17 protein-coding genes and 1 tRNA gene are annotated in these 21,258 nt (G+C 62.3%); 4 read left to right on the top strand and 14 right to left on the bottom strand.

Translation table 11 applies throughout. From position 1 onward, the window contains the following. Positions 1-206: 206 nt before the first annotated feature. Positions 207-1,016: a class I SAM-dependent methyltransferase gene (locus IGS55_RS21385; RefSeq protein WP_442908194.1), complete on the top strand. Its 810-nt coding sequence runs from the start codon at positions 207-209 to the stop codon at positions 1,014-1,016. Here the strand turns inward: IGS55_RS21385 and IGS55_RS21380 are convergent. From IGS55_RS21380 to IGS55_RS21370, 3 genes are all read right to left on the bottom strand, one after another. Continuing rightward, positions 1,013-1,513 carry a hypothetical protein gene (locus IGS55_RS21380; RefSeq protein ID WP_230517053.1) on the bottom strand — a complete coding sequence of 167 codons (501 nt, stop codon included), beginning with the start codon at positions 1,511-1,513 and terminating at the stop codon, positions 1,013-1,015. The two genes, IGS55_RS21385 and IGS55_RS21380, sit on opposite strands and share 4 nt — an antisense overlap. 64 nt (positions 1,514-1,577) lie before the next feature. Continuing rightward, a complete protein-coding gene (locus IGS55_RS21375; protein WP_230517054.1) occupies positions 1,578-2,324 on the bottom strand; it encodes a M56 family metallopeptidase in 747 nt (248 codons plus the stop codon). Beyond that, positions 2,324-2,740, bottom strand: a complete 417-nt coding sequence (locus IGS55_RS21370; RefSeq protein WP_268991911.1) for a GNAT family N-acetyltransferase — start codon at positions 2,738-2,740, stop codon at positions 2,324-2,326. The genes IGS55_RS21375 and IGS55_RS21370 overlap by 1 nt, the downstream gene beginning before the upstream one ends. Before the next feature lie 128 nt (positions 2,741-2,868). Between IGS55_RS21370 and IGS55_RS21365 the strand changes: the two genes are divergently transcribed. Next, entirely contained in the window at positions 2,869-3,261 is a 393-nt protein-coding gene (locus IGS55_RS21365) for an Imm10 family immunity protein (RefSeq protein ID WP_230517055.1), read from the top strand. Positions 3,262-3,378: 117 nt separating this feature from the next. Here IGS55_RS21365 and IGS55_RS21360 read toward each other — a convergent pair. Next, positions 3,379-3,465 (bottom strand) — tRNA-Leu (locus tag IGS55_RS21360). 173 nt (positions 3,466-3,638) lie between these two features. Between IGS55_RS21360 and IGS55_RS21355 the strand changes: the two genes are divergently transcribed. Further along, positions 3,639-4,403: an SDR family oxidoreductase gene (locus IGS55_RS21355; protein ID WP_230517056.1), complete on the top strand. Its 765-nt coding sequence runs from the start codon at positions 3,639-3,641 to the stop codon at positions 4,401-4,403. A gap of 66 nt (positions 4,404-4,469) precedes the next feature. Here IGS55_RS21355 and IGS55_RS21350 read toward each other — a convergent pair whose 3' ends face one another. Together IGS55_RS21350 and IGS55_RS21345 are read right to left on the bottom strand one after the other, a co-directional pair. Further along, positions 4,470-5,786, bottom strand: coding sequence for an enoyl ACP reductase FabMG family protein (locus tag IGS55_RS21350; RefSeq protein WP_230517057.1), 1,317 nt, complete (start codon positions 5,784-5,786; stop codon positions 4,470-4,472). Between the two features lie 273 nt (positions 5,787-6,059). Beyond that, on the bottom strand, positions 6,060-8,417 hold the full coding sequence (locus IGS55_RS21345; RefSeq protein ID WP_230517058.1) for a DNA polymerase II: 2,358 nt from the start codon (positions 8,415-8,417) through the stop codon (positions 6,060-6,062). A gap of 133 nt (positions 8,418-8,550) precedes the next feature. Here IGS55_RS21345 and IGS55_RS21340 point away from each other — a divergent pair, with 133 nt between their 5' ends. Beyond that, positions 8,551-10,230, top strand: coding sequence for an AMP-binding protein (locus IGS55_RS21340; protein ID WP_230517059.1), 1,680 nt, complete (start codon positions 8,551-8,553; stop codon positions 10,228-10,230). A gap of 74 nt (positions 10,231-10,304) precedes the next feature. Here IGS55_RS21340 and IGS55_RS21335 read toward each other — a convergent pair whose 3' ends face one another. The 8 genes from IGS55_RS21335 to hutC form a co-directional block, all read right to left on the bottom strand. Next, positions 10,305-11,285 (bottom strand): choice-of-anchor A family protein, encoded by a 981-nt coding sequence (locus IGS55_RS21335; protein ID WP_230517060.1) that lies wholly within the window; start codon positions 11,283-11,285, stop codon positions 10,305-10,307. 200 nt (positions 11,286-11,485) lie between these two features. Beyond that, on the bottom strand, positions 11,486-13,210 hold the full coding sequence (locus tag IGS55_RS21330; protein ID WP_230517061.1) for an ArnT family glycosyltransferase: 1,725 nt from the start codon (positions 13,208-13,210) through the stop codon (positions 11,486-11,488). Between the two features lie 151 nt (positions 13,211-13,361). Beyond that, positions 13,362-13,631, bottom strand: a complete 270-nt coding sequence (locus IGS55_RS21325) for a type B 50S ribosomal protein L31 (protein ID WP_034746247.1) — start codon at positions 13,629-13,631, stop codon at positions 13,362-13,364. A 356-nt stretch (positions 13,632-13,987) separates the two neighbouring features. Next, positions 13,988-15,250 carry a transcription termination factor Rho gene (gene rho / locus IGS55_RS21320; RefSeq protein WP_034746249.1) on the bottom strand — a complete coding sequence of 421 codons (1,263 nt, stop codon included), beginning with the start codon at positions 15,248-15,250 and terminating at the stop codon, positions 13,988-13,990. Positions 15,251-15,405: 155 nt separating this feature from the next. Then, positions 15,406-15,732, bottom strand: a complete 327-nt coding sequence (gene trxA, locus IGS55_RS21315) for a thioredoxin TrxA (protein WP_034746251.1) — start codon at positions 15,730-15,732, stop codon at positions 15,406-15,408. 314 nt (positions 15,733-16,046) lie between these two features. Beyond that, positions 16,047-16,505 carry a response regulator gene (locus IGS55_RS21310; protein WP_128143223.1) on the bottom strand — a complete coding sequence of 153 codons (459 nt, stop codon included), beginning with the start codon at positions 16,503-16,505 and terminating at the stop codon, positions 16,047-16,049. Between the two features lie 70 nt (positions 16,506-16,575). Beyond that, positions 16,576-19,899 (bottom strand): PAS domain S-box protein, encoded by a 3,324-nt coding sequence (locus IGS55_RS21305; RefSeq protein ID WP_230517062.1) that lies wholly within the window; start codon positions 19,897-19,899, stop codon positions 16,576-16,578. 479 nt (positions 19,900-20,378) lie between these two features. Next, positions 20,379-21,098 carry a histidine utilization repressor gene (gene hutC / locus IGS55_RS21300; RefSeq protein ID WP_034746253.1) on the bottom strand — a complete coding sequence of 240 codons (720 nt, stop codon included), beginning with the start codon at positions 21,096-21,098 and terminating at the stop codon, positions 20,379-20,381. Between the last annotated feature and the right edge of the window lie 160 nt (positions 21,099-21,258).

Raw genomic sequence — 21,258 nt, 5'->3', positions numbered from 1 at the left:
ATTTCAGGAAACAAATATCTTAATTGTAATTATTTCCCTGTCGTGCAAGCGATTCCCGAGCGGGATAGGTGGGGCGCGGACTTGTCGTGCCCGTGGAATGGCGGTGCTGGCGAGGAAGTTGCCATCAAGAATTGTGTGGTTTTTTTGCAAGGTGCGACGCCTTGCCGGGTGTCATGTTACATTCGCGCCCTGTTTTTTCTGAAAGGATGACGATGCCTTTAAGTAACAACTTCTTGCGGCATAATCAGCAAGCCTGGGATGCACAGGCTGTACAGAACAGCCCATGGTCGCAACCTGTCGACTGCGCCACCATCGCCGCAGCGCGCGCCGGGCAGTGGCAAATCCATTTGACGCCCGGCCCCTTGCCGGCCGGCTGGCTGGGCGATGTGCAAGGCAAGCGTATCCTGTGCCTGGCTGGTGCCGGCGGGCAGCAGGCGCCCGTGCTGGCCGCCGCCGGCGCACACGTGACCGTCTTCGATTTGTCTGAGCAGCAACTGGCGAAAGACCGCATGGTGGCTGAACGCGACGGCTTGCACCTGGCCACCGTGCAGGGTGACATGCGCGACCTGCGCCGCTTTGCCGACGCCAGTTTCGACCTCATCGTGCACCCCGTGTCGAACCAGTACGTGCCCGACATCGCTCCCGTGTGGCGCGAATGCGCACGCGTACTGGCGGACGGCGGCGTGCTGTTGAGCAGTTTCTTCAATCCGGCCGTGTTCATCGGCGACCGCGATCCGCAATGGGCAAAGCAGGGCTTGATACGTCCCCGTTTTGTGCTGCCGTATTCGGATGTGGAGGATATGCCAGCCGATGCGCTGGCGGCGCGCATGGACAGGGGCGAGGCGCTGCTCTTCGGCCACGGCCTGGACAGCCAGATCGGCGGCCAACTGGCGGCGGGGTTCGTGCTGGCAGGCTACCACGAGGAAATGCATCCCCAGCCGCGCTTTGAAATTGAAAAATACCTGCCCAGCTTTATCGCCACGCGCGCCGTCAGGCTGGCGCGCGCGATAGCTTAGTTATAGGGCTGCAGATCGAGCCATACGGCATACGACAGGCGCTTGCCGTTCCACAGTCCGCCGCCGCGGATGACGGCGTCGCACGAGGTCAGCTGGCCCACCATATCCATGCGGCCCAGGTTGCGGCGCAGGCGCAGGGCGTCGTTGTGCGACAGGTAGCCGACCAGCAGGCCATCGATGAAGACGGCGATGGCCTTGTCCTGGAAAGGATTGGCGTCGTCGCAGACGAGCAGGGCCAGGCATTTTTCTTCCGCATTGCCGGGACCGTGCTCGCCGGCCAGCTTGGCGATGGCGGGCTGGTACATCGCTTCGTTTTCCACTTCCGACGCAAAGCGTCCCTCATCGCTCCAGTGGTGCGCGGGTGCGCCGGGAGGAATCGCCGGCACGTACTGGCGCACCGAGACGAGCGGCTTGTGCAGCGGTTTGACGGGCGTGCGGCCGCTGAAGACGTAGTACAGCAGGGCGGTGACGATCACGATGGCAAGCAGGTAAAGCATGGTATCTCTCTGATTTCTAAGGGGGGAGCCGGGCTCGCGGGCGCGCCGCGCGGCGTTGCCGCTACTATAGCAAGTTCGCCGCCTGGTCCCGCGTAAATCTGCCCATGATTTGCCGCCGGCGCCGCAGTGCCAGCGGGTCGCTCAGCACGATGGGCGAGGCGCCAGTCAGCCCCGAATAATACTGCCCGTGCCGGCGCAGCACGATGGCGTAGGCACGCAGCGCGTGGCCGTGCGCCAGCATGCGCGCGTCGCAATCGACCTCGATGGCAAAGCGCAGCCGGTGCAGTTGCCACCACAGGGGCAGGTTCCACGGCATGAGAATAATCAATGCGTATGCCACGGCCAGCAGCAGTGGATCGCGCGCAGCCAGCCGGCATTGTTCGTGCGCCAGCAGCAGCGCCTGTTGCTGCGGCAGAATCAATCGCAGCCAGACGGGCATCACGATGCGCGGCCGCAGCAGTCCCGCCACGCAGGGACCGATGCCGCCGCTCAGGAAGACGGGCGTGCCCAGCAAGGTGCTCTTTTGCCAGCGGCGCTGGTGCGACAGCAGCCAGACGCTGCGCAGCAGCAATATCAACAGCATACCGCTCGATAACATGAACCAGCCCAGCTTCAGTTGCGCCTGTTCCTCCGGCATGGCCGCCAGCACGCCGGGCAGCCATGCCAGCGGCAAGAGGACGGACGCGGCGATGGCCGCCAGCCACCGCCAGCGCGTCGTGCGGCCGCGCCGCTGCAGCAGGCGCTCGGCGCCCCAGGCGGCAGCGCTCAACAGCAGCGCCAGCGCCATGCTGCAAACCAGCCAGACCGGCACTAGCGTGTCAACGCCATGCCGACCGAGGCGGGCGCCGTGTGCTTGAAACCGAATTGCGCATACAAGTCTTGCGCCTGGCCATCGGCGATCAGGCTGACGTACGCGCTTTCCGGTACCTCCGTCTCGATGAATTGCATGATCTCGCGCATGATGCGCTTGCCCAGGCCCTTGCCCTGGTGGGCCGGCAGCACGGCGATATCGGTGACCTGGAAGAAGCAGCCACCATCGCCGATGACGCGGCCGATACCCACCACCTCGTCGCCATGCAGGATTTGCACGGCAAATAGCGAGTTCGGCAAGCCCTTGGCCGCCGCCGCCGTGCTTTTCGCGCTCATGCCGGCGGCGACGCGCAGGTGCTGGTAGGTGGCGCTGGAGGGGATGGCCAGGCGGGTGATGTAGGACGATGCTGCGGTCAAGGTGGTCTCCTGTGCAATAGGGATGGAATGGCCATTATAGGCGGCACGCTTTATTCGCCGCGCGCTATGTTGTCCGGGACGCTTTTGCGCTATGGTGGCGTCATCCATCCATTTGTTGAAAGCACGCCATGTCCGCAGGATTTACCGCCACCGAGTTGTCTGTCATCAATGAAGACGACGCCCTGATCACCACCCTGGCCGCGCCAGCCGGCAAAGGCGAGCGCGTCTATCTGATGCTGCAGCGCGCCGATGAATACGACGAGCAGGACGTGGCCATGGGCATGGACGAGCCCTACATCGAATACGGCGGCCAGGAGTTCGCCTGGTATGGCCACATGCACGCCGTGATTTTGCATCCGAACCGATTGTCCGTGCAGATGGATGCCGAGGCCGCCATGCAAATGGATGACGACGGCCAGATCGACGTGCGTTTCAATTTGACGCCCGAGCGCTACGCCCAGCTGCAGCAGGCGCTGCGCACCACGTTCGACGGTTGCGATTACTATCGCGAGGAACGCTGATCTGCGCGGACGGCACCGGCCAGCTGGCCGGCTTGCCGCCCATGCGGGCGCTGACGTAAAAAAACCCGCAGCATCTGGCGATGGGCGGGCTTGATCAGGTGCTACTAAAGTGTTCTGTGGTGCCGGGAGCCGGAATCGAACCGGCACGCTGTTTCCAGCGCGGGATTTTGAGTCCCGTGCGTCTACCTATTCCGCCATCCCGGCAACGCGAGACGCATTATCACTGATTTGTCACAATCTGGCAAGTTTTATGCTTGGCGTGTGTTTTGCACAAGCGTTGAAAGCCTTTGAACGCGCCGATTCCAGCGCAAGAAGCGGAGTGCCGCGCCTGGCCTGCCGTTCTATCGTGTCCCTTCATTCACCTGGAGGGATATCCCATGAAGCAACTGGACAACAAGGTCGCCATCATCACGGGCGCCAGCTCGGGCATCGGTCATGCGGCGGCGCGGCTGTTTGCCCGTCATGGCGCGCGGCTGGTGCTGGTGGCGCGGCGGCGGACGGAACTCGATGCGCTGGTGGCGCAGCTGGCGGACGGCGGCGCGCAAGCCGTGGCTTGCGTGGGCGATGTGGGCGACGCCGCGTGCGCGCAAGGGGCCGTGGCGCTGGCGCTGCAACGCTTTGGCGGCCTCGATATCGCTTTTAATAATGCGGGCACCCTGGGCCCCATGGGACCCACGCAGGACGTTGCCCTGGAAGACTGGCGGGCGACGGTCGATACCAATCTCACGAGCGCCTTCCTGGCGGCCAAATACCAGTTGCCTGCCATGGCGGCGCGCGGCGGCGGCTCGCTGATTTTCACGTCCACGTTTGTCGGCCATACCTTGGGCATGCCCGGCATGGCGGCGTATGCGGCCAGCAAGGCGGGCGTGATCGGCTTGACGAAGGCCCTGGCGGCCGAGTATGGCGCGGCGGGCATCCGCGTGAATGCCCTGCTGCCAGGCGGCACCGATACACCGTTGGGGCGGCAAGTGGCCAATACGCCCGAGACGCAGGCCTTCGTGGCGGGACTGCACGCATTGAAACGCCTGGCCACGCCGGACGAGATCGCCCGCTCGGCGCTGTACCTGGCCTCCGATGCATCGAGCTTTACCACTGGCACGGCGCTGCTTGCCGACGGTGGCGTGTCCATCGTGCGCACCTAAGTCGCCTTGAAACGCCGACGGCCCGGGGATGAGCCGGGCCGTCGGTGCTGTGCTGCTAGATCAAGCTCAGTTGTGAACCGAGTTCAGCTGGCGCGCGATGATGTCGTGGTTGAGCCAGACGACCGGTGCCGGCGGTTCCGACATGGTGTGGAACATCAGCGGGCCCGTGCCTTCCAGTACCAGCGAGCTCAGGTGGTCGGTGATCAGCTCCTTGCGGTCCTTGTGCAGCTTGGTGATGTCGTCCGAGGTGCCGATCATGACGTCGGCCAGTTCCGGCGTGTTGTCCATCGGCCAGGCGGCGAAGTTGCGGAACTGCACGCTGGTCGCGTCGCCATTGTAGGCGGCGATACGGTCGAGCAAGTCTTGCAGCGAAACGCCGTCTTCCAGCAAGCCCTGGCAGATTTTCCATTGCGCTTCGGCCCAGGCGCCGCCGCCTTCTTTTTTCAGTGCGTCGAGCAGCGGGAACAGCGACAGTTCCACGCCGACGAAAATGTCGGACGAGTTCGTGCGGATTTCCGGGCAGTTGAAGACGGTGGCCTTGATGCCTTTGTCCCACGCGGCCTTGGCCACGTTTTCCAGGCGCATCTTCGCCAGGCCTTGCGTGTAGTTGCTGTAGGTTTGCCACTGGTACTTGCCGTCGATCAGGATTTCGGTACCGTGGTAGCCGTAGGCGCTGTAGCGCACCTGTCCGCCCGTTTGCTCGATGCGGGCGCGGATGGCGGCGCTGCCGTCGATCAGGTGCTGCAGGGTGTTGGCCGTGACTTCGTCGAAGTTCATCAGGATCAGCTTGCCCAGGTCGCTGTCGAGCAGGGCGCGCGAGGACATGAAGCGCTCGCCGCGGCCTTTGTAGATGCGGTTGGCGATCGCCAGGAAGACCTTGACCTTTGGAATGCCGCCGGCCATGGTGTGGGCGAAATACACATTGCTGCCGTCAGGAATCAGGCTGTCCAGTTCGGCCATGGCTTTGGCCACGGACGCGCTGAAGCGGGCGATGCCGGCTTCGCGGCAGCGCTCGATCTGCGCCCAGTCCAGCTTGTCTTCTTGCCAGCTCTTCAGGGTCATGTCGGCCAGCAGGGCCGTCGGCGTCGGTTCGCCGGCTGGCGCGTCGAGGTCGAAGCCGGCCATCAGCGGCACATTGATGATGCGGCCGCCCAGGTTGGCTTCGGCTTCGGCCAGCTCTTCCGCGTTCAGCGGACGCAGCGCCATGTTTTCATCGCGGCGGCCGACCGTCATGCCGACGATATTCATGCCCGCCTTGCGCGCTTCGTCCAGCAAGCCATTTACATAGCCGCGGCCGAACAGCTCGCCGAACAGCACAAAGGTGTCGCCCTTGCGGAAGATATTTTTTTGCGGGATGTCTCTTAAGGACGTGATCTCGGTCATGGTGTCAATTCATTCTAAAATTAGCAGGGCAGATGGCTGGTGCGACTGCCCGCTGGTTCAACATAGTTGTAAATTATGCGCCATTTCAGCGAGGAAAATTCTGTTGCGAACGATTCTCGTCTGGAATGGCATCTTCTTCTGCATGCAGCTCTTATTCTTTCGCCATGGCGTATTTTACGCTGCCACGGCGCACAGCGCCTGCGGACAGGGTCAGATAAGCCCGGAAGGCGCCGATATTACCTCAGCTTGGCCGCCCAGGTCAGCAAAATTGATCTAAAACAAATCCTGCTGGCCCGACACGAGGCGCGAAAAATCGTCGCCCAGGAACGGCAGTATCGCGTCGGCCACCGGTTGCAGCTGGCGCGTCAGGTAATGGTGGTAGTCGATGGGCGAGCGCTGTGTTTCCAGCGGTTCCGGCCCTGCCACCGTGATGACATAGCTGATCCAGCCGCCGTTCTGGTATTGCAGCGGCCGTCCCTGCGCCAGGTTATAGGCGTCGGCCGTGCGCGCCGCGCGCACATGGGGCGGCACGTTGCGCTGGTAATCGTCGAGCGGACGGCGCAGGCGCTTGCGGTAGACCAGCAAGGCGTCGAACTCGCCGCGCACGGTACGCGCCACGTAGTCGCGCACATAGTCCTGGTAGGCGGCGCGCTGGAAGATGCGCCGGTACAAATCCTGCTGGAATTGCTGCGCCAGCGGCGTCCAGTCGCTGCGCACGGTTTCCAGGCCTTTGTAGACCATGTCCTCGCTGCCATCGGGTTTGCCGACCAGGCCCGCATAGCGCTTCTTGCTGCCTTCTTCCGAGCCGCGGATGGTGGGCATCAGGAAACGCCGGTAATGCGTCTCGAATTCCAGCTCCAGCGCGTTCTCGAGGCCAAATTCGTCGCGCAAGTATGTATCCCACCAGGCATTCACGTGTGTCACCAGGGCGCGGCCGATCTTGCCCGCCTCTTCATCCGTATGCGCCGTTTTCAGCCACACAAACGTGGAATCCGTGTCGCCGTAGATCACCTGGTAACCGTGCCCGGTGATCAGCTCGCGCGTGCGGTGCATGATGTCGTGGCCGCGCAGGGTGATCGACGACGCCAGACGCGGATCGAAAAAGCGGCAGCCGCTCGATCCCAGCACGCCATAGAACGCGTTCATGATGATTTTTAGCGCTTGCGACAGTGGCGCGTTGCGTTCGCGCTTGGCCGTCTCGCGCCCCTGCCACACCTGCTTCACGATAGCCGGCAGGCAGTGTTTCACGCGCGAAAACTGCGCGCCCCGGTAGCCGGGCACGGTATCGGCTTCATCGCCGCTCGTGCCCACCACCAGGCCCACGGGATCGATGAGGAAGGTGCGGATGATGGACGGATACAGGCTTTTGTAGTCGAGCACGAGCACGGAATCGTACAGGCCCGACTGCGAATCCATGACGAAGCCGCCCGGGCTGTTTTCGCCGGAGACGTCGCCCAGGTTGGGCGCCACGTAACCCTGCCGGTGCATCAGCGGCAAGTACAGATGTTCGAAGGCGGCCACGGAGCCGCCGCTGCGGTCGGCCGCCAGGCCCGTCACGCTGGCCCGTTCCAGCAAGAAGGTCAGCAGCTCGGTTTTCGCGAAGATGCGCGTGACCAGTTCGCAATCCTTGAGGTTGTAGCGGGCCAGCGCCGGTTTGTCTTCGCGGAAACGCCGGTCGATCTCGGCCATGCGCTGGTAGGGATTGTCGATGGACTTGCCTTCGCCCAAGAGCGTCTGCGCCACGTTTTCCAGACTGAACGAGGAAAAATTCCACGTCGCCGATTTCAAGGCTTCGATGCCGTCGATGATCAGCCGTCCCGCAGCGGCGGCAAAATAGTGTTCCTGTTTGCCGCCGTGTTCGCGCCATTCCATGACGGCGCCGCCGCGTCCCAGTTTCAACGGTACCTGGTAGCGCTCGGCGTGTTGGCGCAGCACGCGCAAGTCGAACTGCACCAGGTTCCAGCCGATGATGGCGTCGGGATCGTGGCGCTCCATCCACGTGTTCAGGCGTTCGAGGATCTGTGCGCGGCTGTCGCAGTATTCGAGGTCGAAGTCGAGCGTCTCGTCACCGCCGTTTGGCGGCCCCAGCATGTAGACCTGGCGCTGGCCGCAGCCTTCCAGGGCCAGCGAATACAGTTCGCCATGCGCCGTCGTCTCGATATCGAGCGACACCAGTTTTAATGTGGGGCGGTAGCCGGGCGCCGGTTTCAGCTGCACTTCCGTTTCTCCGCTGAACGTCACCGGTGCCGTGATGAAACGCTCCATCAGGTAGCGCTCGGGCGGGCGGATGTCGGCTTCGTACACGTCGACGCCGTGCGCGCGCAACTGCTTTTCCAGCTTCAGCAAATGCCGGTATTGCTTGCAGTACAGACCCAGCACGGGGCGGTGGTGGAAATCGCACAGCGACAGGGGCCGCAGCTCCGCATGGCGCTCGCCGCGCAGCAGCTGTTGCGCCTGTTCCTGCTGCTCCATGGGAAGGAAGGCGACGGCCGTCTGGACGGGCAGGCGCACGTGACGGGGCCCGGCATTCGTTGCCAGCCAGAAATCGACTTCCGTGCCGGCGCTCGTGTCGCGCCAGTGACGGGTCAGGATGAAGCCCTGTTCGGGCGTGTGCTGGGTGTTGCCTGTCATGGTGCCGTCAGTGTCGGATGTGCTGGCCTGCACATTACAGCAAGCTGACGCAGGGCGGGGGCGGTTGCGGCTATAATTTTCTGCATCGAAGACGATAACAAGAGCGCGCCGCGCCACCCACCCCGGAGACAGCATGCAAGCAATCAGTTATGTACACGGCGCCCACGAGACGCCGTTGATCGGCGAAACCATCGGTGCTTATCTGGACGGCATTGCCGCCCGCTACGGCCAGCACGACGCCCTCATCGTGGCGCACCAGAACGTGCGCTGGACGTATCTTGAATTCCAGCAGCGCGTGCACCGTCTGGCCGCCGGCTTGCTGAAACTGGGCTTGCAGCCGGGCGACCGGGTCGGCATCTGGGCGCAGAACTGCGCCGAATGGGTATTGACCCAGTTTGCCACGGCGAAAGCCGGCTTGATCATGGTCAACATCAACCCCGCCTACCGGCGCTCGGAACTCGAATACGTGCTCGACAAGGTGCAATGCAGCGCGCTGATCCTGTCGCCCAGCTTCAAATCCAGCGACTATCTGGCCATCGTGCAAGACGTGGTGCCGGAAATCGCCCGTTCGCGCGCCGGCGCCCTGCAGTCGCCGCGCCTGCCGCAATTGCGCCACGTCATCCGCCTGGGCGCGGCCGCCACGCCGGGCATGCATAACTTCGAGGTGGTGATGGAGGGCATTGCCGATGCCGACCTGGCGCACCTGGAAGAAGTGAGCGCTGGCTTGCAGTTTGACGACGCCGTCAACATTCAGTTCACGTCCGGCACCACGGGCGCACCGAAAGGCGCCACCTTGACGCATCACAATATCCTGAACAACGGTTTTTTCATCGGCGAAGCCATGCGCCTCACCGAACAGGACCGCTTGTGCATACCCGTGCCCCTGTACCACTGCTTCGGCATGGTGCTGGGCAACCTGGCCTGCGTCACGCATGGCGCGGCCATGGTGTTTCCCGGCGAAGGCTTCGATCCGAAAGCCGTGCTGGAAACCGTGCAGGCCGAGCGCTGCACGGGCTTGCATGGCGTGCCGACCATGTTCATCGCCATCCTCGACCATCCCGACTTCAAGCAATATGATTTGTCGAACTTGCGCACCGGCATCATGGCCGGCTCGCCGTGTCCGATGGAAGTCATGACGCGGGTCATCGAGCTGATGCACATGGCCGAGATCACGATTGCGTATGGCATGACGGAAACGTCGCCCGTCAGCTTCCAGACCTCGATCGACGATCCGCGCGAGATGCGCGTGTCGTCCATCGGCCGGGTCCACCCGCACCTGGAAGTGAAAATCATCGATGCGGAAGGCCGGATCGTGCCGCGCGGCGAGAAGGGCGAATTGCTCACGCGCGGCTATTCCGTGATGCAGGGCTACTGGGGCGATCCTGAAAAAACCAGCGAGGCCATCGACGCGGCGCGCTGGATGCACACGGGCGATCTGGCCGTGATCGATGACAACGGCTTTTGCAGCATCGTCGGGCGCTCGAAGGACATGGTGATACGCGGCGGCGAAAACATCTACCCGCGCGAAGTCGAGGAATTCCTGTACCGCCATCCGAGCGTGCTCGACGTGCAATGCGTGGGCGTGCCCGATGCCAAGTATGGCGAAGAGTTATGTGCCTGCATCATCCTGCGGCCCGGCACGCAGGCCACCAGCGACGACATCCGCGCCTTTTGCGACGGGCAGATCGCCTATTACAAGATTCCCCGCTATGTGCGTTTCGTCGAGGAATTCCCTATGACGGTGACGGGCAAGATCCAGAAATATGTCTTGCGCAAGCAGGTGGCGACGGATCTGGGCTTGAGCGTGGAATAAGTTTTTCGTCAGCCATAAAAAAACACCGGGACGCTCGCTGCGGCCCGGTGTTTTTTATTGGATCAGCGTAAAGCTCAAGCCATCGCGGCTTGCGCTGCGCGCGCTGGCGTGCGGCGACGCATGAATGCCAGCAAGCCCAGGCCGGCCAGCAGCATGGCGTAGGTGCCTGGTTCCGGCACGGCCGACACGTTGACCGTGTTGAAGCCGGCGCCGGTCATGGAGACGTGGCCACGATTGATCGAGCTGACCGAGTCGGCGATCAGCGTGCCATTCATGCTGCCCGAACCCGAGAACGCGCTGTGCGGCGCCAGGATGTTGCCGTTGATGCCGACGTTGTTCAGGCTGGTGGTGGTGGCGTTGGCGAAGTTCAGCAGCGTGCGGTTGGCGTAGCTGCCGAAATTGTCGAAGCCGCCGCTCAGGGTGATGTTGGTGGCCGTGCCGTTGATGATGATGCTGGCCGTGCTTTTCAGCGAGGACAGGTCCAGGGTCAGGTTATGCAGGTTCGACGCATCGATGTTGAAAATATTCACGTCGGCGTTGATGTCGCCCACCAGCTTGAAGCCGTTGTTTTGCGACAGCACGGTGCCGTTCGATTGCAGTTTGGCCACGTCGCCCGACAGGGTCGTCAGTTGCTGCTTGGCGCCCGCGAAGTCCAGGGTGGACGCGTTGCCTTTGCTGATGTTGTTGGTTGGGAACCATTGTGGCGCCGTCAGGGTGGCGTTGGGGTTGCTGACGCCGTACACGGCCGAACCGCCGAGCGTGCCCCAGCCCGTGTTCAGGTTGCCGCCAGCAACGACGGAATTGACCGCGCTGCCTGGCTTTTTGTTCGTGCCGACGTTGTAGTTGTCCAGGTAGATATTGCCGCCAGCGGCGATGCTGCCACCGACGCTGGTAAAGCCGCTGGCGCCGCTGCTGCCGATGTTGCCGAAGATGAAGGCCGAGTAGCCATTGGCGACGCCAAGGTCAACCACGGTGGCCTGGGCCGACGCGCTGAAGGAAAAAGCGAACAGGGCGGCGCTGATGAGCGGCAAGGTGCGGGTAGCAAATAATTTCATGGACAATCTCATAGTAAATTGGGGGACGATTAGGGCGGGAAAGCAAGACACCGCCATCGCGCAGTCCGCTATTATAATATAAAAAGCAATTCTAGTTCAATTTAGGTAATTAACTATATTTTAAGGCAACATTTTTCCTACGGGCAGCAATTGTCTGGCGGACATAAAAAAACCGGGCTGGCCCGGTTTTTTTTTGCTGCTTACCTGACGCGCTGGTACAGGCGGAAACGTTCCACGTCATCCGTGGGACGGCGCCCTTCCCACAGCTTGATCCAGTCCGCGCCGTGATGCTCGGGCAGCTTTTCCTTGTTGTCGGGAACCTTGATGCTGTCTTGCAACAAGAACACATCGCATTCCTGCTGCCCTACGCTGGCAAACGGCAGGTGGCCGAAGTAGGCGAACGAGGCGCGCTGGGCGGCGCCGACGTTGCTGTTGATGCACTTGCTGCCTGGCGGCAGGTGGACGGAAATCTGGTGCGCCACGCTGGCGTAGCTCTTGCTGTAGTTCAGCGGCGGCAGGAACAAGGTCATGATCAGCACCCAGATCAGGATCAGGCCGCCGGACGACAGCACCACGGCGCGCCACAGCACGGCCGGCTGGCGCGAGATGCGCCAGTGCACCAGCGCCACCCAGCCCGCGCTGGCGCAGGCGGCGACGAAGAAGGCCAGCAAGTCCAGCTCGGGCTTGAAGCCGGGCATGAGTTTCAGGGCGTTATGCGACAGTTTCGGCGGCCAGCCCGTCAGGATGGCGAACCAGAACAGCCACAGCGCGAGGGCGCAGATGGTCAGCACCATCACGGAGAACCAGTCGATGGCGTTGATGGCGCCCCGTTTCATGGTCAGCAAGCCGAACGCGGCCATCACGGCCAGCGGCGGCAGCAGCGGCAGCAGCTGGCTCGGGTCGGGATCGGGATGGCACAGGCCCAGGATGGCCAGCATGGCGACAAAGGTCAGCGGCACGACGATGTGCAGCACGTGGTGCTGGCGGCGCCAGGCATATACGGCCCAGGCGGCGAAAGGCCAGGCGGGCCAGAAGAACCAGATGCCGACACGCAAGAAATACTGCACGCTGATCAGGCTCGGAGCGCTGAGCTGGCGCCAATTCCATTCCATCCACGCTTGCAGCGGCGAATGGCCGTAAGGACGCAGCCATTCGCCCGGCAGCAGCCAGACGAGGGTCAGCGCGGCGCCGATCACGATGGCCAGCGCCAGGTGGCGCACGCTGCGCAGCAGCGGCAGGCGCAGGAAGACGGTGCACAGCAGCAAGGCGATGCTCAGCGCCGCCGGCGTGATCCAGCCGCGCGCGAGGGTCAGGCCGCCCAGCGCCAGGCCCAGCAGGGCCGCATTGCGCACGGACGGGCCTTCCACGTAGCGCACGGCGCGGTACAGCAAATAGGCCATCAGGGACACGTACAGCGCTTCGGCCGTGATGTCGTGGCTGTGCTGCAGCAAGCCCAGGCAGCCCAGGTAGATGAGGACGGCGGCGTCGGCCAGGGTACGGCCGAAGTCGTCCGGTTCGGGCTGGCCGCCGAAGGCCAGGCGCAGCGGCTGGGCGTCGTTGCGGCGGCCCAGGTTGAAGGCCGTGTACCAGACGGACAGGGTGCTGACGACGAAGATGCCGATGGTCGACATGCGGGCGCCGAAGACGTCGCCGTCGATCCAGCCGAACAGTTTGATGAAGATGGCGCCCAGCCAGAAGGCCAGCGGGCCTTCATCGGGCTGCGACAGGCCGGCGATGTTGGGCCACAGCCAGTCGTTCAGGCCGCCATGCGCCATGGTCCACATGATGCCGAAACTGGCGGCATCATCGTTCTTCCACGGTTCGCGGCCGATCAGGCCAGGCAGGATGTACAGCAGGCCGAGCGCAAACAAGGCCCATCGTGGCAGCGCGAGTGTGGCAGCGGCGGGAAGGCGGACTGGCTTCATCGATAGTTGTATCAGAATAGTGGCAAGACGCGACGAATGGCGTCGGGTATGCGCGAGTATAAAGTAAAGCGGCCAAAGACAAAAAAGGCAGCCGTGGCTGCCTTTTCTCTGGTAGCCGAAGCTGCCCTTTTTTGCCGCAAAGCGGCAAAAATTAGCCTGCTGCGACTGCGGTTTTCGAACCAACCGAACCGAACTTCTGACGGAACTTCTCGACGCGACCAGCGGTATCGACGATTTTGTGCTTGCCCGTGAAGAATGGGTGCGATTCAGCCGAAACCTCGATCTTCACCAGTGGGTATTCTTTACCGTCGTGGGTGATTTTTTCGCGGGTTTGGATGGTCGAGCGGGTGACGAATTTGAAATCGCACGACAGATCGTGGAAAACAACTTCGCGGTATTCTGGATGGGTATCGACTTTCATGGGATTCTCTCTAAGTAGGTAGCCAAACAGCACTTCGTCGGTCGTCTTGCTTCTTGACCCGATTGCCGATCACTTGCCAGGGTTTAAAATAATGCAACCGTCGATTATATAGCGCTTTGGGGCCGCAGGCAATAAAAAAGCCGCTCAAAAGCGGCTTTGCATGATCGCGTAGGTCGGATTAGCGCGGGCGGCGGTGGTGTCGGATTACGGCCTGCGGCCTAATCCGACCTACGCTGCCACGATGGGCACCGGAGAGGGAGAAACCGTAGCGAGCAGGCCACAGTTGCGATTGAGTAGCGCAACCGTACAAAAGTACGGTGAGCAACGGAGATCGCAAATGCGGCCGCGCAGTAGGTTTATCCGCCCCGGCGCATCATGTCGAAGAACTCGGCGTTATTCTTCGTGGCTTTCATCTTGTCCAGAATGAACTCCATCGCCTCGATCTCGTCCATCGAGTACAGCAACTTGCGCAGAATCCAGATTTTTTGCAGTTCGTTCGGCTTGATCAGCAGTTCTTCGCGGCGGGTGCCCGATTTGTTCAGGTTGATTGCCGGGTAGACGCGTTTTTCGGCCAGACGGCGTTCCAGATGCACTTCCATGTTGCCGGTACCCTTGAATTCTTCAAAGATCACGTCATCCATGCGCGAACCCGTTTCGATCAGCGCCGTGGCGATGATGGTCAGCGAGCCGCCTTCTTCGATATTGCGCGCGGCGCCGAAGAAGCGTTTTGGACGTTGCAGCGCGTTCGCGTCGACACCGCCGGTCAGGACCTTGCCCGAGGCAGGGATGACGGTGTTGTAGGCACGGGCCAGACGGGTGATCGAGTCGAGCAGGATGACCACGTCTTTTTTCATTTCGACCAGGCGCTTGGCTTTTTCCAGCACCATCTCGGCCACTTGCACGTGGCGCGTGGCCGGCTCGTCGAAGGTCGAGGCGACGACTTCGCCGCGCACGGAGCGTTGCATTTCGGTAACTTCTTCCGGACGTTCGTCGATCAGCAGCACGATCAGGGTGATATCCGGGTGATTTGCCGTGATCGCATGCGCGATGTGCTGCAGGATCACGGATTTACCGGATTTCGGCGACGCCACCAGCAAGCCGCGCTGGCCTTTGCCGATCGGGGCGATCAGGTCGATGATGCGGCCGGTGATGTTTTCCTGGCCATTCATTTCACGTTCCAGGCGCAGCGGCTCGTTCGGGTGCAGCGGCGTCAGGTTTTCAAACAGGATGCGGTGTTTCGACATCTCCGGCGATTCGCCGTTGACCTTGTCGACTTTGACCAATGCGAAATAGCGTTCGCCATCTTTCGGGGTCCGTACCTCGCCTTCGATCGAATCGCCGGTGTGCAGATTGAAGCGGCGGATTTGCGAAGGAGAGATGTAAATGTCGTCGGTGGACGCCATGTAGCTGGCGTCGGGCGAGCGCAGGAAGCCGAAGCCGTCAGGCAGCACTTCCAGGGCGCCGTCGCCAAAAATCTGTTCGCCGGACTTGGCGCGTTTTTTCAGGATAGCGAACATCAGCTCCTGTTTGCGCAAGCGGGCTGCGTTGTCAATGTCAAGACCGATCGCCATCTCAAGCAGGGCGGATACGTGTAGGGCCTTTAGTTCGGATAAATGCATATGTGTTGAGTGTCCCGAGACGGGATGTAAAGGTAGGGGAGGGGACTGCGTGGCGTTGATTAATTATTGGGGAAGGCTGTGCACGAATGAGGGCAAAGCCGCTTCCCGGTTGTTCAGTCAGGCGGCGCTGCGGGCGCAGCGCTGCCCATCATACATTAAATGTTGCTGTCGACGAAAGCGGTCAACTGGCCCTTGGCCATGGCGCCTACTTTTTGAGCAGCTGCAACACCATCCTTGAACAGGATCAGGGTCGGGATGCCGCGGATGCCGAACTTGGCAGGCACTGCCTGGTTGGCGTCCACGTCCATCTTGGCGATCTGGATGCGGCCGGCGTATTCCTTGGCCACTTCTTCCAGGATCGGAGCGATGGCCTTGCAGGGACCGCACCATTCTGCCCAGAAGTCGACCAGTACTGGCAACTCGGATTGCAGGACGTCTGCTTCAAAAGATGCATCGCTAATGTGTTTGATATTTTCGCTCATATTTTCCTCAAATGAGGGTGGGATCAATAATGCCTGGAATTAACCATACGCTGGTTCGCCATCCATGCTTCCTGGAATACAATTAGAAGATGGGGACAATGGGCACGAATTCAATGTTATTGGAAGGTGCGACCAGAGGTATGCAGGCGGGGATGGCTGAAATAATAACCCATTTTTTCAAAGCGTGGCGATTATTGCAGAAAAACTTGAGGCATATCGCCAGCATATCGCTCCCGCGCGTGCCGGCAGGGCGGCAAAGCCGCATGCCTGCTGGCCTGCAGCGCCATGCCCGCCCCTTCGGCCTGGCCTTGAGATCAGGCTTGCGCGTTGGCTTGACGCGCCGTGTGCTGCAGTTGCAAGTTCACCATCAACTGCAATTCCGCGCTTTCCATCGGCTTGCGGAAGGTGCCCAATATATGCAGGCCGTTGGCCATGGCCAGGCGCTCGGCCGCCAGGCGCACGGCCGAATGCAGGCCCGACAGCAGGACTACGCCGCCGCGGAAGCCGTTTTCAGCCGCCATGCGCAAGAATTCGATGCCGTCGATGTCGGGCATGGACAGGTCGCAGATCAGCAGGTCGGGCTGGTGCTGCTTCAAGGTCGACAGCGCCTGTTCGCTGTGCGACTCGCAACGGATGTCGAACGGGCCCATCTGCTCGAGCATGTCGCTGAGCACGTCGAGCATGAAAACGTCGTCGTCCAGCAGCAGCACGCGCAACGGCGCCAGGCCTGCTTCATTGTGTTCCCCGCTTGTTTGGTTTGGTGCAGTGTTCATCGTCATGTCTTTCTGTTGATATGCATCGCTGTCGATGCCGATACCTTGCCATAGCGTAATTTGGCGGTAGCTAATCGTCATTGGCAAAGCTGGTGTTATTCATGATTTGTTCGGTAATCTGTTCCAGCAAGGGCCACAGGCGCGCGACGATGCGCCGTGCCCGCTCCGCCTCGTCGGCCGGTTCGCCCGGCGCCAGGGTTTCCAGGTTGTGGCACAGCTCGGCCAATCCCAGGGCGCCCACGGTGCGCGCCGACGATTTGATACGGTGTCCCAGTTCGCGCACCTGGTGCACGTCGCCGCGCGCCAGGGCCGCATCGATGTCGCCAAAGCCATCCTGCGTGGTCTGCAGGAACTTGAAGGCGAACTTGCGCACCTTTTCCGGGTTGTAACCCAGCAACTTTGCCAGGATGGACAGGTCGATCACCTGCGGGTCGCCGGCCAGGGTGGTCTTGAAGGCGGGCGCGGCACGGCTGCGCGCCGGTGGCGGCGGCGTCTCGCGGGCCGGCAGCCAGCTGGCGATGGTCTGGTACATCATGGCCGGCTGGATGGGCTTGGAAATGAAGTCGTCCATGCCCGCGTCCAGGCAGCGCACGCGGTCTTCGCTCGTGGCCGTGGCCGTCATGGCCAGCACGCGCAAATGCGCCAGCTGCGGATCGGCGCGGATGTGGCGCGTCGCTTGCAAGCCATCCATCAGCGGCATCTGCACGTCCATCAGCACGCAGTCGAACTGCGTTTGGCGCAGCAGGTCGAGCGCTTCCTCGCCATTGTTCGCCAGGCAGACGGAAGCGCCCGCTTCTTCCAGCAATTCCAGCGCCACTTGCTGGTTGAACGTATTGTCCTCCACCAGCAGGATGCGCGCATGCTTGAGCGTGCGCATCACCAGGGCCGCGTCGGCGCTGGCGCGCATGGCTGCCGCCGTCTGCACCATGCTGTCGAGCATGGCCGGTGCCGCCTGGTCGGAAATGCCCAGGTTGGCCGTGAACCAGAAGGTGCTGCCGGCGCCGGGGCGGCTGTCGACGCCGACGTCGCCGCCCATCAGCTGCGCCAGCTGCTTGCAGATGGCCAGGCCCAGGCCCGTGCCGCCATATTCGCGCGTGGTGGACGTGTCCGCCTGCTGGAAGGACTGGAACAGTTTGCTCATTTCATCCTGCGACAGGCCGATGCCGTGGTCGCACACTTCAAAGCGCACCAGGCAGTGTTTCGCGTCCGCCACGACCTTGCGCACTTTCACGGTAATGCTGCCCTGTTCGCTGAACTTGATGGCGTTATTGGCGTAGTTGATCAGCACTTGCCCCAGGCGCAGCGGGTCGCCCACGAGCACGGCCGGCAATTGCGGGTCGATTTCAAACAGCAGTTCCAGGTTCTTGCCGGCGGCGCGCGGCGCCACCACCGTCATCAGGGTTTGCACGACATGGTCGAAACTGAAGTTGACGCGCTCGATCTCGAGCTTGCCCGCCTCGATTTTCGAGATGTCGAGGATGTCGTCGATGATGCCCAGCAAGTGTTCTCCGGCAAAACGGATTTTTTCCAGATAATCGCGCTGGCGCGGTTCCAGGTCTGTTTTCAGGGCCAGATACGCCATGCCGATCACGCCATTCATCGGCGTGCGGATTTCATGGCTCATATTGGCCAGGAATTGTCCCTTTGCCAGGCTCGCTTCTTCGGCCACCTGCTTGGCCTGGTCGAGCTGTTCGGTGCGCTGCGCCACGCGCTCTTCCAGATGTTCATTGAGTTCGCGCAAGGCGCTTTCGCTGCGCTTGTGATACGTGATGTCCGTCAGGCTGGCCACCACCATGCCCACCTTGCCGTACTCGTCGCGGATGGCCTCGGTATTTACGGACAGCCACGACAGGCTGCCGTCCGGCTGCTGCACGCCCATCAGCACGTCGCGCATGGCGACACCCGTCGACAGGGTGATGTGCACGGGATGGCTGCGCTGGTCGAAGGGGGAACCGTCCTCGTGGATGGCTTGCCACAGGCTGTTGCCGGCAGGACTGGCCGCCAGCATGCGCTCGGCGGCGGCGTTGCTTTCCAGGATGTGGCCGTGGCTGTCCTGCACCACCAGGCCATTCGTCACGGCGCCGAACACGGACGCCATGCGCTGGCTCGAGTTCGACAGCGCGATCGACGCCTGGCGCCGTTCCGTGATGTCGGTGATCATCGCCAGGGTGCCGCCCGGCTCGCCATTGTCCGACTGGATGCTGGTGCTCGACAGCAAGCCCCACAGGCTGGACTGGTCCTTGCGGAAGAAGCGGAAATCGACCTGGTCCGGCTGGCTGGCGAGGCTGCCGTGGCTGGCCAGGCGGCGCTGCATCAGCAGCTGGCTGTCGCGGTCCATGAAGTCGAGCAGGGGACGGCCCAGCATTTCCTGCACCGTGTAGCCGAGCATGTGCGCCATCTTCGGATTGACGAAGGTGGTCTTGCCGTCCGCACCCGTCATCCAGATGCCTTCGGCGGCCGTCTGCACGATCAGGCGGTAGCGTTCCGAACTGGCGTGCAGCGCTTCCTCGGCGCGTTGCCGCTGCGTCATGTCGCGCAGCGAGACGATGGAAAACACCTGGCCCGCCATGCGCAGCGGCGACAGGCTGACCTTGGCAGGAAAATGCGTGCCGTCGCGGCGGCGCGCCATCATTACCCGCCCCGGCAGGCTGTGCCGTGCTTGCGGGTCGGCCACGGAATGGCTGGCCGTGCTTTCCGGTACCAATTGCTCCAGCGACATACCCGTCAATTCGGCCAGCGGATAGCCGAAGCAGCGCGCGCCGATCTGGTTGGCGTAATGCACCTTGCCCTCGACATCGGCCACCAGCATGGCTTCGGGCGCCGCTTCCAGCATCGAGCGCATGCGCGATTGCTCGTCCTGCTTGCGTTCGCTGATATCGCAGATGATGCCGCTGGCCTGCGTGGCGGCGCCATCCGAGGCGCGTGTCAGCACGGCGCCGCGCGCCAGCAACCAGCGCCAGTGGCCGTCGCTGTGGCGCAAACGGAATTCGCAATTGAAGGTGCCGGGCGCCTGGCCATCCAGATGCTGGCGAAATGCCAGGCTCAGGCGCGCGCGGTCGTCGCGGTGCACTTCGGCCAGCCACTCGTCCAGTGTATGGTCGAGCTTGGCGCTCTTGTCGCCCAGCACGTCCTGGTACTGGGACGCGAACTGCAGCCGCCCGGACTGGCGCCGCCAGGTCCAGCCTGCCAATGCCGCGCCGCGCAAGGCTTGCCCTGCATCCTGTTCGGCCAGGGCATGCGTGGGCAGGAGCAGGCGGCGCAACTGTTGCCGCAGCCGCCATGCTTGCCAGCAAGCCACTCCCGCCAGGGCGGTGGCGCTGGCGGCAGCGTACGGCCACAGCACTGTTGGCGCCATGCCGTGTACCGCCGCCTGCACCGGCAACGAAAGCGCCATGCCTGCCGCCAGCATCGTATGAGCGAGCCGGCGCAGCGCAGGGCGCCGGGGGCGTGATGCGCTGAAACTCGTGTGGCTGCAATACGACAAATGCATCCCTTTCTGGGGCATGATGGAACTGGGCTGACAGTGCATGATGCGCGCTCAAATAAACGCCTGCGGCGCTTTCTGGCGGCAACTATAGCATCGAATATTTGCTCGCAGTAGTTAAGTTCTGAAACAGCCAAAACGGGATTTTTTTTGCCGCGGAATGGCTGTTTTTTTCGCGATTTGGTGAGAATCTGAGAGAAAGTCGGCGCGAAATCGTGCTACGGAATCAGCGATCTGTAGAACACCTGATAAAACCGTAGCGAGCGGCAGCGAGGCTCGGCGCCCCCTTGTGGCCAAGAAGCGCAACCGTGCTTGAGCACGGGGGCGCGCCGAGCCGGTGAGCATCACAGGCCGCAAAGCGCGACGCGCAGCAGGTTTTTCAGGTGTTCTCAGGTAAAGCTGCCGGCAAACTGATATCGGTGTCCGGGATGCCACATGGTGGCGATCGAGGCGATCTTGCCGCCTGAGCGCGTCTGGCGGCGCAGCACCAGGCATGGCTGTTTCGTGTCGATGGCCAGCATTTCGGCGATGTCGCGCGGCGCAGACAGCGCTTCGATGCTGTAGGTGGCGCCTTGCAGGGGCGCGGCCGCCATCAGATATTCGTTCGGCGTGATGCTGGAAAAATCCTGCGTCATGTAGTCGGGCGCGCACTCGGGATTGACCCAGCGGTCTTCCACCTGGATCGGCACGCCGTTTTCAAAATGCACGATCAGCGAGTGGAACAGCGGGTGCTCGGGAGGCAGGCCGAATTGCTTGGCCAGCAAGTCGGACGCCTTGGTGCGTTCCAGCAATTGCAAGCTGCTGCGGTGGATATGGCCGCGCGCGCGCACTTCATCGGCGATACTCTTGATTTCCAACAAGGTCGCCTGGTATTTTTGCTGCGCGACATACGTGCCGGAACCCTGGCGCCGCGTCAGCACCTGTTCGCTGGTCAATTCGCGCACGGCGCGGTTGACCGTCATGCGCGAGACGCCGAATTGTTTTACGAGGGCTTGCTCGGAGGGAATCACGTCGCCTTCCTTCCAGCGTCCGGCGGCGATACCGGCCAGCAGAAAATCCTTGATGCGCTGGAAAATGGGCGTATTTTCTTGTGTATTGTGATCGTCCAATGCGGTTTCTCCGAGGCGCGGGCAGGGCGCGCCGCCGGCTGGAGGCGCGATGGCCGATTTTAGCACCGAGCACGATGCCTTCCGCCAGCCTTTTTTGAATTCAAAAGCAAGCGCCGGAGTGTGGCGCGCGCGGGTGCTGGCTATGCTGGTGACTTATTAT

Origin of the sequence: Janthinobacterium sp. EB271-G4-3-2, from assembly GCF_020858035.1 — a bacterium.
GTDB classification, from domain to species: domain Bacteria; phylum Pseudomonadota; class Gammaproteobacteria; order Burkholderiales; family Burkholderiaceae_D; genus Janthinobacterium; species Janthinobacterium aestuarii.
This window is presented reverse-complemented; position numbering and strand designations above follow the sequence as displayed.

Bases quoted from the DNA above. Each gene is read 5' to 3' on its own strand.
- IGS55_RS21385 (WP_442908194.1), top strand. From the start codon at position 207: ATGACGATGCCTTTAAGTAACAACTTCTTGCGGCATAATCAGCAAGCC.
- IGS55_RS21380 (WP_230517053.1), bottom strand. From the start codon at position 1,513: ATGCTTTACCTGCTTGCCATCGTGATCGTCACCGCCCTGCTGTACTAC.
- IGS55_RS21365 (WP_230517055.1), top strand. From the start codon at position 2,869: ATGTCCGCAGGATTTACCGCCACCGAGTTGTCTGTCATCAATGAAGAC.
- IGS55_RS21355 (WP_230517056.1), top strand. From the start codon at position 3,639: ATGAAGCAACTGGACAACAAGGTCGCCATCATCACGGGCGCCAGCTCG.
- IGS55_RS21350 (WP_230517057.1), bottom strand. From the start codon at position 5,786: ATGACCGAGATCACGTCCTTAAGAGACATCCCGCAAAAAAATATCTTC.
- IGS55_RS21345 (WP_230517058.1), bottom strand. From the start codon at position 8,417: ATGACAGGCAACACCCAGCACACGCCCGAACAGGGCTTCATCCTGACC.
- IGS55_RS21340 (WP_230517059.1), top strand. From the start codon at position 8,551: ATGCAAGCAATCAGTTATGTACACGGCGCCCACGAGACGCCGTTGATC.
- IGS55_RS21335 (WP_230517060.1), bottom strand. From the start codon at position 11,285: ATGAAATTATTTGCTACCCGCACCTTGCCGCTCATCAGCGCCGCCCTG.
- IGS55_RS21330 (WP_230517061.1), bottom strand. From the start codon at position 13,210: ATGAAGCCAGTCCGCCTTCCCGCCGCTGCCACACTCGCGCTGCCACGA.
- IGS55_RS21325 (WP_034746247.1), bottom strand. From the start codon at position 13,631: ATGAAAGTCGATACCCATCCAGAATACCGCGAAGTTGTTTTCCACGAT.
- rho (WP_034746249.1), bottom strand. From the start codon at position 15,250: ATGCATTTATCCGAACTAAAGGCCCTACACGTATCCGCCCTGCTTGAG.
- trxA (WP_034746251.1), bottom strand. From the start codon at position 15,732: ATGAGCGAAAATATCAAACACATTAGCGATGCATCTTTTGAAGCAGAC.
- IGS55_RS21310 (WP_128143223.1), bottom strand. From the start codon at position 16,505: ATGAACACTGCACCAAACCAAACAAGCGGGGAACACAATGAAGCAGGC.
- IGS55_RS21305 (WP_230517062.1), bottom strand. From the start codon at position 19,899: ATGGCGCTTTCGTTGCCGGTGCAGGCGGCGGTACACGGCATGGCGCCA.